Source organism: Streptomyces glaucescens (assembly GCF_002154375.1).
Taxonomy (GTDB): Bacteria; Actinomycetota; Actinomycetes; order Streptomycetales; family Streptomycetaceae; genus Streptomyces; species Streptomyces glaucescens.
In genome coordinates, this window is record NZ_MUND01000492.1 from 1 (window position 1) to 10,765 (window position 10,765).

Here is a 10,765-nt window from a genome sequence, read left to right on the forward strand (position 1 = left end):
CCCGCGGGCCCGCGGCGAGCGCGCAGATCATCGCCCGCTATCCGGAGATTCCCGCACGGCACTGAGCCGCTCGCCGCGGGCCCGCGGGCGAAGACGAAGCCGGGCGTGTCCAGTCGCCGTCCGGTCAGCCGGTCCACCACGACCGGGTCCGCCTCGACGCCCGTCTCGGCGTCGACCAGGACCAGACTGCGGTCCTCGGCGGCGAGCAGGCGGTTCCCCCAGGCGGCCATGACCAGGATGAGCGGCCGCAACGCGCGGCCGCTCGCGGTGAGTCGGTACACGCGGTCCCGGAGGTCCGCCGTCTCGTCCACGGTCTCCAGCAGGCCCCGCGCCACGAGGTCGGCGAGCCGGTCCCGCAGGACGTCGGCGGGCGTCTCCAGGTTGCGGCGGATGGCCGCGAACCGGTCGTGGCCGTCGAAGACCTCGTGCAGGATCTCCAGGGTCCACCAGGGGCCGACGGCCTCGACGGTCCGCGCCAGCGGGCAATCGGGGATCCGCGCCTTCGGGCCGGCCGGGCGCGCCGGTTGCGCACGCCCGCCGTCCACGGTGCTCAAGAGATCGCTACTCACCGTCAACTCCCCTTGGCGATCGGCATCGTCTGGTTCCAAGCCTGTGACGTCACCGCCGCCGTGGAGGACAACCGGAAAGAAAGGGGCAAGACCCGGGACGCGGTGGCCGGTCGAGGGCGCGTCCACCGCGTCCGGTTCTCGTCAGCGGCTCGGCGTCCGAGGCGTCGCCGAAGTGGCCTGGGCCAGCAGCCCGTCGACGAAGGCGCTCAGGGCGAGCGGGTAGGTGTCCTGCGCGGCCAGGGCCGGCCAGCGGTGGCCGAGTGCGGACAGGTGCGGCAGGCGCGCGGAGTCGAGTCCTTCTATGAACGCGTCGAGGTCGGCGGCCCGTTCGTCGTCCGTGCGCTGCCCGGAGGAGTGCGCGCGGACCAGGATCTCGCCGACCGTGTAGTACCAGATGCTGCGGAAGATGTGGACGGCCTGCTCGGGTGTGCACCCGTGGTCGACCGCTCCGCCCACGATGGCCTCGACCAGTTGCAGGGCCGAGTTGCTGAGCCGGCTGATGAACCCGTCCGTGGTGAGCACCTCCGCGGCCCACGGCCAGGCGGCGAGGGCGTCGTGGATCGCCGTGGCGGCCGCGATCATGCGGTCCCGCGGCTCGCTGGGCAGCTCGGGGATCGGGATCTGGTCCGCGTACTCGTGGATCAGCAGGAACAGCAGGTCTTCCTTGTCCCGCACGTGGTGGTAGAGGGTCGTGGCCCCGATGCCGATCTCGGCGGCCAGCCGGCGGATCGTCAGTTTCTCCCAGCCGCTCTGATCGATGAGCCGGCGGGCCGCGGTCAGGATCTGCGTACGGGAGGTCACGGGTGGCCGGCCGACTCGGCCGTGCGCTGCTTTGGTTCGGGGCACCGTCCCATCATGCCCTTCCGTGAATCCGGGAGTGGCTCCGGCCTTCTGCGCTCGACAGCGGCCCGCCCCCGGTGCTAATTTCAGAACGTGTTCGAAAATACTCCAGACCCGAGACCGTGGAGGGATGAGTTGCGGTGACCAACACCCAATCTGTAGGTGGGACGGCCGTCGACCGGGCTGCCAATCCGGGGTTGACCCTGGCCGCGGTTGCTGTCGTGCAGTTCATGGTGTCGCTGGACCTTTCGGTCGTGAACGTCGGACTCCCGGAGATCGCCTCCGGTCTCGGCTTCAGTGACGCCGGCCTGACCTGGGTGATCCACGCCTACGCGCTCACCTTCGGTGGCCTGCTCCTGCTGGGTGGCAAGATCGCCGACCGGTACGGGCACAAGCGGATCCTGCTGATCGGCCTGCCGGTGTTCGGCCTCGCCTCGCTCATCGGCGGCTTCGCGCAGGAACCGGGCCACCTGGTGGCCGCCCGTGCCGTGCAGGGCGTCGGCGCCGCCACCCTGGCCCCGGCCGCGCTCGCCCTGCTGACCTCGACCTTCCCCTCCGGCAAGGCCCGGGTGAAGGCCTTCGGCGTGTGGAGCGCGATGAACGCCGCGGGCGGCGCCCTCGGCGTGCTGATCGGCGGCGTGCTGACCGAGTACGCCGGCTGGGAATGGGTGATGTTCGTCAACGTGCCGATGGCCGCCGTGGCCCTGGCCCTGGCCTGGCGGGGTGTCGCCGCGGACCCGCCCGCCCGGCGCCGCGGCCGTCCGGACGTGCTGGGTGCCGTCCTGGCCACGGCCGGCATGACCCTGCTCGTGTTCGGCGTCGTGCGCACCGACCAGCACGCGTGGGGCTCGTCGGTCACCCTCACGACCCTGGCGATCGCCGTCGTCCTGCTGGTCGCCTTCATCTACGTCGAGCGGACCACGGGACGTGACCCGCTGATCCGGCTCGGCCTGTTCAGCAACCGCTCCGTCGCCGGCGCCAACGGCTACAACCTCCTCCTCGGTGGCGCGATGGCCTCCGCCTTCTACTTCGTCTCCCTCTACCTCCAGCGCGTCCTGGGGGAGGGCCCGGCCATGAGCGGCCTCCAGTTCCTGCCCTTCGCGCTGGGCGTGATCGTCGGTTCCGTGATCGCCATCAAGCTCGGCTACCGGGTCCCCGCGCGGACCCTGCTGGTCGGCGGCGGACTGCTGACCGCGGCCGGGTTCGCCTGGTTCGGCATGATGAGCGCCGACGGCTCGTTCCTGGCCGACGTGCTCGGCCCGTCGATCGTCACCAGCGTCGGATTCGGTCTCTGCCTCGCCCCGGTCGTCTCCACCGCCACCGTCGGGGTGGCCCCCCACGAGACGGGCACCGCCTCCGGCATGCTCAGCAGTACCCGCCAGATCGGTGCCTCGCTCGGTCTGGCAGCCCTCGGCACCGCCGCCACCCACCGCACCGGTGACACGGCCTCGCTGGAGGCCCTCAACGACGGTTACGCGCTGGGCATGACCATCGGTGCCGTGCTGCTGCTCGCCGCCGTCGTCGTCGCCTTCACCGTCCTGCCGCGCACCGGCCCGGCGAGCCAGACGGAGGACGAGAAGGGCGAGCTGGTCCCCGAGCGGGAGTGACAGTCCGGTCATGCGGGCCCTCCCCACCGGCAGGCGGTCACGGATCGGCGTGACCGCCTGCCGGCGCGGGCATCGGTCACGGCACCCATCTCGGTCCCGGCACCTGTCCCGGCGCCGAAGCACGTCCGCCCGGCGAGCTGCTCTCGCCGGGCGGTCCGCGCGCGCCCGCGGTGCGGGCGTCGGCTCGGTCTACGACCGAGCTGCCTTCAGGGCCTTCTTGTCGATCTTGCCCACCGGGGTGCGGGGCAGGTCGGAGACGATGATCAGCTCGTCGGGCAGCTTGTACGACGCCAGACCGCGACCGCGGATGTGCTCCCTGATCGTGCGCAGCGTGACCGGGGTCCGCTCGGTGTCCGCGTCGGCGGTGAGCACCACGAACACACAGAGCCGCTCGTCGAGTTCGTCGTCCGGGACGCCGACCACGGCCGTGTCCCGCACCAGCGGGTGAGTGAGAACATGGCCTTCCACCTCCTCGGCCGAGACCTTCTCGCCCAGGTGGTGGATGATGTCCTTCAGCCGGCCCTCGATGACGACGTTCCCGTCCTCGGTCATCCGGGCCAGGTCGCCGGTGCGGTAGAAGCCGTCCGCGGTGAACGACCGGCGGTTGTGCTCCGGCGCGGCGAAGTAGCCCCGGATGGTGTAGGGGCCGCGGGTGAGCAGTTCGCCGGTCTCGCCGGGAGCGACGTCGTTGTCCTCGGTGTCGACGATCCTGATCTCGTCGTCCGGGCACACCGGCCGGCCCTCGGTGCCGAAGACGACCTCCGGCGGGTCGTCCCGGCGGGTGTGGGTGATCAGGCCCTCACCGATGCCGTAGACGTTCATCAGACGGCACCCGAGGCTCTCGCTCACCCGGGCCGCGGCGGCGGGCCCGAACTTCGAGCTGCCCACCTGGATGGTCACGCGGGACATGTCGACGGGGGTGCTCCGCGCCGCCTCCGCCCACAGCAGGGCCAGCGCCGGCACCAGCGTGGTGAGGGTGACCCCCTCCTGCTCGATCAGCGGGAACACGTGGTCCGGGCTGGGGTTCGCGGCGAGGACGGCCTTCCCGCCGAGGAGCAGCGCGCCCAGGGCGCCGGGGCAGCCGAGCGCGGCGTTGTGCGGCACGGGGTTGGCGGCGAGGTAGACACCACTGTCGTCGAAGCCGGCCACCCGCGCGCAGGCGGAGATGTTGTAGGCGTAGTCGTCGTGCGTCCGCGGGATCAGCTTCGGCACACCGGTGGTTCCGCCCGACAGCAGCAGCAGCGCCACCTCGGAGGAGTCGACCGGCGGCAGCTCCCGGGTGGCGGACTTGGCGAGCTCGGCCAGCGGGGTGAAGCCGTCCGCCTCGCCCGCGATGACGACGTGCCGCAGACCGGGCGCGTCACGGCGCACCTCGCGGGCCAGGTCGCGGAAGTCGAAGCCCTGGAGCCGGTCCGGCCCGACGTAGGCCACCGCGTCCGAGGAGCGCGCCAGGTGGAGGATCTCGTCCCGGCGGTGACCGGGCAGGGCCATCACCGGGATCGCACCGATGCCGAACAGGGCGACGACGGTGGTCAGGAAGTCGATCCTGTTCGGCAGGTGCACCACCACGCGGTCACGGCTGGAGATGCCGAGACCGAGCAGGCCGGACGCCACCCGGTCGGCCTCCTCCACCAGCTCGGCGTAGCTGACCCGGCGGGTCGCGTCCACAGCCGCGATCTTGTCGGGGTGGCGGCGGGCGCGGTCGGTGAGCAGCTGCCGCAGCGGGACACCTTTCCAGTAGCCGGCGCGGCGGTAGCGTTCGGCGAACTCGGGTGGCCAGGGCACGAACCCGTCCAGCATGCGTCCTCCTAGGTTGTGACGCCTTCAGGTTCGGCCAACCGGTAAGCGGGCCGCGCCGACCCCGACAGAGCTTTGACAGATTGCCGCGGACCCGCCTCCGGTTTCGGTGAAGCTCGGTGGCGTGAATGGCATACGAACGGGTGACCGAGGGTGGGTGCGGGTCATCGGCGAGGTGGCGCACCCGGCCGGCCGGCTGGTCTGCTTCCCGCACTCCGGGGGCACCGCGGCGGCCTATCGTGCCTGGCCACCGGCGCTGCCCGGGGACTGGGAGCTGCTCGCCGTGCAGTATCCGGGGCACGCCGACCGGTTCGCCGAGGCGCCCGCGAACAGCGTCGCCGAGATGGCGTCAGCCGTCGCCGGGGAACTGCTGCGAGGGGATCCGGTTCCCTGCTCCCTGTTCGGGCACAGCCTGGGCGCCCTGGTCGCGTACGAGACCGCACGCGTGCTGCAGGATCACGGGCGGCCCGCGCACCGCCTGTTCGTGTCGGGGGCACCGGCGCCGTGGCGGGCCGGGGGCGGCACCACGCACCGTGCCACCGACGACGAACTGTGGGCCGTGCTGCGGGAACTGGGCGGCATCGACCCGGCCGTCGCGGACGACCCCGAGCTTCGCGAGCTGCTGCTGCCGGTGGTCCGGGCCGACATCACCCTCAACGAGACCTACCGGCCGGCCCCGCACCCCGAACCGCTGCGGTGCCCGGTGCGCTGCTACTACAACACCGAGGACCCGCTGGTCGACGAGGAGCGAGTCGCCGGCTGGGCCGAGGCCGGCACCGGCCGGTTCAGTGTGCGGCCCCAGCCGGGCGGGCACTTCCGGCTGCTCTCGGACCCCGCCGAGCTGATCACCGATCTGGTCGCCGCCCTCGCGGAGAGCGAGGCCGTGCGATGACCCTGGACGGGAAGTCCGTGGTGATCACCGGCGCGGCGACCGGTATCGGCCGGGGCATCACGGAGTGCGTGGTGAAGGCGGGCGCCCGGGTGACGCTCGTCGGCCGCCGGGAGGAGCCGCTGCGGGACCTGGCGGACCGGTACGGACCCGCTGTCGCGTACGTGGCGCAGGACGTCTGCGCGCCCGGCGCCGCCGAACGGATCGTCGCGACGGCGACCGACCGCTTCGGCGGGGTCGACGCGGTGGTCAACAACGCGGGCCTGGCCCGCTTCGGACGGCTCGACGAGAGCGACCCCGCACTGTTCGACGCGATGTTCGCCGTCAACGTGCGGGCGCCTGCCGAACTGATCCGCCGCGCCCTGCCGCACCTGCGCGCCCGCCGCGGCAGCGTCGTCAACATCTCGTCCGTCGGCGCGGTGCTGTCCATGCCGGGGCGGTCCTTCTACGGCGCGACCAAGGCCGCCGTGAACAGCCTCACCCGCTCGCTGGCGAGGGAACTCGCCCCGGATGTACGGGTGAACGCCATCATGCCCGGGCCCGTGGACACCCCGATGTGGAACGAGACCGGGCTGGACGAGACGGCCACCCGGCGGCTGCGCGTCGACCTCCTGTCCTCGACCCCGATGGGTCGGTTCGGCGAGGACACCGAGATCGGCCGATGGGTGTGCATGCTGCTCGACCCCGAGTCCTCCGGCTGGGTCACCGGTGCGCTGATTCCCGTCGACGGTGGCCGCACCGCATGACACATCGCGCGAGTCCGAAGAACACTCAACGGAACGAAGGTGCTACGAGCGTGAGCCAAGAGATCCTGTCCGCCGCCGAATCCATCCCCTCCTCGTGTCTGCACCGCATCTTCCGGGCCGCGGAGAAGAGAGAGGAGGAATCCGGCGTCGCGGTGACCAAGCTGCACGTCGGTGACCCCTACTTCAATCCGTCCGACGATGTCGCCGAGGCCTTCATGGACGCCGTGCGACGGGGCGAGACCAAGTACACCGGTGTGGAGGGCCTGCCCGAACTGCGCGCGGCCGTGGTGGAGAAGCTCCGCGCGGACAACGAGGTGGACAGCGCGGTCTCCCGGCTGCTGATCTCGCCCGGTTCCTGCCAGGGCCTGGCCGCCCTGCTCCAGTCGCTGGCCGAGCCCGGCGCCGAGATCCTGCTGCCGGAACTGCACTGGCCGGTCCACCTCCAGCAGAGCCTGCTCGCCGGCTTCCGCCCGGTGCTGTATCCGCTCGGCGCCGATCTGCGGCCCGACCCCGAGGCGATCGCCGCCGCCGCGACCCCGCGCACCCGCGTGCTGCTGATCAACTCGCCGGCCAATCCCACCGGCGTCGTCCTGGACCGCGCGGAACTCACCGCCCTGCTGGACCTGGCCCGCGGCCGCGGCTGGCAGGTCATCAGCGACGAGGCCTACGAGCACTTCCTCTACGAGCGCGAGCACATCTCGACCGCCTCGCTGGAACGTGACGTCCCGGTCGGCGAGCGGATCGTGCACAGCGTGTTCAGCTTCTCCAAGAGCTTCGCGATGACCGGCTACCGGCTGGGCTACGTCGCGCTGGCCAACGACCGGGCCGCCGACGTGATGAAGGTCGTTCAGGAGGCCAACATCATCGGTACGTCGACGCCGGTGCAGTACGCGGGGATCGCCGCGCTGAACAGCCGGGCCGACTCGACGGCGGCCAACCGCAAGCTGGTGCAGCGAAACCGGGACGTGGCCCTGCCGCCGCTGATCCGGGCCGGGCTGCTGCGGGAACTGCCGGCCGGCGGGTGGTACGCGATGCTCGACGTGGCCCGGACCGGGCTGGACGCCGAGACCTTCGCGACCCGGCTGCTGGAGCGCAAGGGCGTCGCGGTCGTCCCGGGCGAGGGCTTCGCGATGCGCCCCGACGTCGACGAGCGGGGCCGGGTCCGCTCCCACGACTACGCGCCCTGGGCGCGGCATCTGGTCCGGATCGCGTTCTGTGTCGATCCGGTGGCGCTGGAGACCGGCGTGCGGGGGCTTCTGGAATTCGTCGACGAATGCGCCGACGGCGGGGCCGCGTAGCCGGCCGGGCCGGTGACGGCCGTACGCGAGTTCATGGTTGAGACCGGGTCAGTGCGAAAGAAGTGAGGACATAATGGCCAAGAGCGTTGTCATCGTGGGCGGCGGTACGGCGGGCTGGATGACCGCGTCGTATCTGAAAGCGGCGTTCGGCGAGCGGCTCGCGGTAACTCTCGTCGAATCCAAGAACGTGCCCACCATCGGTGTCGGTGAGGCGTCCTTCAGCACGATCCGCCACTTCTTCTCCTACCTGGGCCTCCAGGAGACCGACTGGATGCCGGACTGCCACGCCACCTACAAGCTGGCGATCCGCTACGACAACTGGCGGGCCGAGGGGCATCACTTCTACCACCCCTTCGAGCGGCCGCGCGTGATCGAGGGGGTGTCGCTCGCCGACTGGTGGCTGCACAAGCGGCCCAGCGAGGACTACGACCGGGACTGCTCGGTGATCGCCGCGCTCTGCGACGCCAAGCGCTCGCCGCGCCGGCTCGGCGGGGCCCTGCTGGCGCCGGAGCTGGGCGCGCAGGACCCGGTCTCCATGTCCCGGTCCACCATGGCCGAGCAGAACACCCAGTTCCCCTACGCGTACCAGTTCGACGCGACGCTGCTGGCGAAGCTGCTCACCGGGTACGGCACCGACCGCGGGGTCCGGCACGTCCTGGACGACGTGGTCGACACCGCGGTCGACGAGCGCGGTCACATCACCCATGTCCGCACCAAGGAGAGCGGCGACCTCGCGGGCGACCTCTTCATCGACTGCACCGGCTTCCGCGGCATGCTGCTCAACAAGACGCTCGGCGTGCCCTTCATCTCCTACCAGGACACCCTGCCGAACGACAGCGCGGTCGCGCTGCGCGTGCCCATGGAGATGGCCGACCAGGGGATGGGCCCCTACACCCGGGCCAGCGCCCAGGCGGCGGGCTGGATCTGGACCATCCCGCTGCACGGGCGGGTCGGCACCGGTTACGTCTACGCCAGCGACTACTGCACGCCGGAGGAGGCGGAGCGCACGCTGCGCGCGTACTGGGGGCCGGCCGCGGACGACCTGACCGCCAACCACATCAGGATGCGCATCGGCCGCAGCGAGAACTCGTGGGTGAACAACTGCGTGGCGATCGGCCTGTCCAGCGGGTTCGTCGAGCCGCTGGAGTCGACGGGCATCTTCTTCATCCAGAACGCCATCGAGCAGCTGGTGAAGCACTTCCCGGGCGGCCCGAACGACGAGCAGCTGCGCAGGTCGTACAACCGCCAGGTGGCCAACGTCATGGACGGCGTGCGGGAGTTCCTCGTGCTCCACTACGTCGCCGCCAAGCGCAACGACAACGACTACTGGCGGGACGCCAAGACCCGCACGATGCCCGACGCGCTCGGCGCCCGCATCGAGCAGTGGCAGGCGAAGCTCCCCGACCAGGACACCATCTTCCCCTACTACCACGGGTTCGAGCCCTACTCCTACACGGCGATGATCCTGGGCCTCGGCGGTCTCGACGTACGCCCGCTGCCCGGCCTGGCGATGATGGACGACGTCGCTGCCGAGAAGGAACTGCGGCTCGTCCGCGACCAGGCCAAGTCCCTGGTGGAGACGCTGCCGAGCCACTGGGACTACATCGCGCACCTCAACGACCGGAAGGGGGCGCGCCCGTAAGGACCGGTGCGGCCGGGAGGGAGCCCTGGGCTCCCTCCCGGCCGTCTGTCATGTCTACGCGCGTCACCTCGCCGAAACGGAATCCTCCGCTTTTACGGAGGCAGAAATCGCGCCACGAAGGGATTAGTTTTCGTACGCGTATGCTATCGTTATGCGGTCCCAGTTGATGGAGGGGAGTCGAGTGGGAATCGATGTCATGGTTTTCGATGACCTGCATTTGTCCCGATCCGCACTCACTGCATTGCTCGAGCAGCGCGACGAGATCAGGGTCACCGGATCGGTGGACAGCAGTCCTGCCGCTCTGGAGTTCGCCGAGCTGCATCGCCCGGACGTGGCGATCATCAGCTTCGAAGGCCGAGACAGGGAAACAGTCGAGATCGCCGAGAAGATAGCGAGCCTGCCGCGCTGCCGGACCCTGCTGCTCGCCACCGCGTGCACCCGCTCGGTCGTCCGCCGGGCGTTCACCGGAGAGATCTCCGGAATGCTCCGGCGCAGTGCGCCCCCGCGCCGGCTGTTCGAGGCCATACACCTGGTCCACCAGGGCGAGCGGGTCTTCGACGCCGAATTGACGGTCGCGGCGGTGGCCAATGGTGACTGCCCCTTGAGCATGCGGCAGCTGGCCGTGCTCGAACACCTCTCCCGCGGTGAGACCGTCATGGAGATCGCCACCCAGTTGTGCCTGTCCGAAGGTACCGTGCGCAACTACCTCTCCGACATGGTGACGAAACTGGGCGCACGCAATCGAATCGACGCGTTGCGCATCGCCCGGGATTCCCACTGGATCTGAAAGGGTCCTCCGGGGCCGCGGGGTCTTCGGCGGCCGAGTCCGCACCGCGGACCGCGCGCCCACGCCGGCGCGCGGCGGCGTCAGCCCCGGCCGTCCTGCCCGGCGCACCCGGCCCGACCCACGGGCGTGCCCGCGCGCCGAGCGAGGGGCACGCGGCGCCGTGTCAAGGTTCCGTTCCTCCGGTCCCCATATGCAAAACGCACAGGGACGAATGCGGAGTGAACCTGTCCTGACGTGATCTCCACTGTTAATGTCTCAATCGCCTCTTGCGCTCCGGGTGAATGAGGGCTGGTAATTACTCGTGCTTTTTTCGAGCGCATTGCATCGATGACTTGCGCCGGTCGCCGGCGTGGTTATTCTTCGGGGGAGATGGGTCGTGCCGTATCAAGCCGAAGCTGCCGGTAGTACGTCCTGGGAGAAGGTAGCGGATTCCATCGAGTTCATTCCTGCCGAGTATTCGGTGAAGTCGCAGCCGGAGTCGGTCGCGCGGGAGATGCTCGGGTGTGAGCCGGGGGATGTGGACCGGCTGGTCGGGGCGGGTCTGCCGTTCGAGGAGCGGGCCGGGGAGTGTTATTTCGACGCGAATGACC

Annotated in this window: 10 protein-coding genes; 7 read left to right on the forward strand and 3 right to left on the reverse strand. The window is 70.6% G+C overall.

Annotated elements, in window-relative coordinates; genetic code table 11:
- Positions 1 to 569: winged helix-turn-helix transcriptional regulator (locus tag CCN42_RS29195; RefSeq protein WP_245877521.1), on the reverse strand; the 569-nt coding region annotated here is incomplete at its 3' end.
- Positions 570 to 710: 141 nt separating this feature from the next.
- A complete protein-coding gene (locus tag CCN42_RS29200) occupies positions 711 to 1,370 on the reverse strand; it encodes a TetR/AcrR family transcriptional regulator (RefSeq protein WP_086740099.1) in 660 nt (219 codons plus the stop codon).
- A gap of 293 nt (positions 1,371 to 1,663) precedes the next feature.
- On the opposite strand from CCN42_RS29200, the gene CCN42_RS29205 reads away from it, so the two are divergent.
- Positions 1,664 to 3,016 (forward strand): MFS transporter, encoded by a 1,353-nt coding sequence (locus tag CCN42_RS29205; protein WP_245877522.1) that lies wholly within the window; start codon positions 1,664 to 1,666, stop codon positions 3,014 to 3,016.
- A 189-nt stretch (positions 3,017 to 3,205) separates the two neighbouring features.
- Here CCN42_RS29205 and CCN42_RS29210 read toward each other — a convergent pair whose 3' ends face one another.
- A complete protein-coding gene (locus CCN42_RS29210; protein ID WP_086740101.1) occupies positions 3,206 to 4,816 on the reverse strand; it encodes a (2,3-dihydroxybenzoyl)adenylate synthase in 1,611 nt (536 codons plus the stop codon).
- A gap of 121 nt (positions 4,817 to 4,937) precedes the next feature.
- Here CCN42_RS29210 and CCN42_RS29215 point away from each other — a divergent pair, with 121 nt between their 5' ends.
- The 6 genes from CCN42_RS29215 to CCN42_RS29240 form a co-directional block, all read left to right on the forward strand.
- Positions 4,938 to 5,705 carry a thioesterase II family protein gene (locus tag CCN42_RS29215; RefSeq protein ID WP_158102144.1) on the forward strand — a complete coding sequence of 256 codons (768 nt, stop codon included), beginning with the start codon at positions 4,938 to 4,940 and terminating at the stop codon, positions 5,703 to 5,705.
- Entirely contained in the window at positions 5,702 to 6,448 is a 747-nt protein-coding gene (locus CCN42_RS29220; RefSeq protein WP_086740104.1) for an SDR family NAD(P)-dependent oxidoreductase, read from the forward strand. The genes CCN42_RS29215 and CCN42_RS29220 overlap by 4 nt, the downstream gene beginning before the upstream one ends.
- Positions 6,449 to 6,498: 50 nt before the next feature.
- Positions 6,499 to 7,746, forward strand: coding sequence for a pyridoxal phosphate-dependent aminotransferase (locus CCN42_RS29225; RefSeq protein ID WP_245877523.1), 1,248 nt, complete (start codon positions 6,499 to 6,501; stop codon positions 7,744 to 7,746).
- Between the two features lie 73 nt (positions 7,747 to 7,819).
- Entirely contained in the window at positions 7,820 to 9,388 is a 1,569-nt protein-coding gene (locus tag CCN42_RS29230; protein WP_086740108.1) for a tryptophan halogenase family protein, read from the forward strand.
- Between the two features lie 181 nt (positions 9,389 to 9,569).
- Positions 9,570 to 10,175 (forward strand): response regulator transcription factor, encoded by a 606-nt coding sequence (locus CCN42_RS29235; RefSeq protein WP_158102145.1) that lies wholly within the window; start codon positions 9,570 to 9,572, stop codon positions 10,173 to 10,175.
- Between the two features lie 376 nt (positions 10,176 to 10,551).
- Positions 10,552 to 10,765 (forward strand): hypothetical protein (locus CCN42_RS29240; protein ID WP_143662047.1); only part of this gene is annotated, 214 nt, incomplete at its 3' end.

Bases quoted from the DNA above. Each gene is read 5' to 3' on its own strand.
- CCN42_RS29210 (WP_086740101.1), bottom strand. From the start codon at position 4,816: ATGCTGGACGGGTTCGTGCCCTGGCCACCCGAGTTCGCCGAACGCTAC.
- CCN42_RS29230 (WP_086740108.1), top strand. From the start codon at position 7,820: ATGGCCAAGAGCGTTGTCATCGTGGGCGGCGGTACGGCGGGCTGGATG.
- CCN42_RS29220 (WP_086740104.1), top strand. From the start codon at position 5,702: ATGACCCTGGACGGGAAGTCCGTGGTGATCACCGGCGCGGCGACCGGT.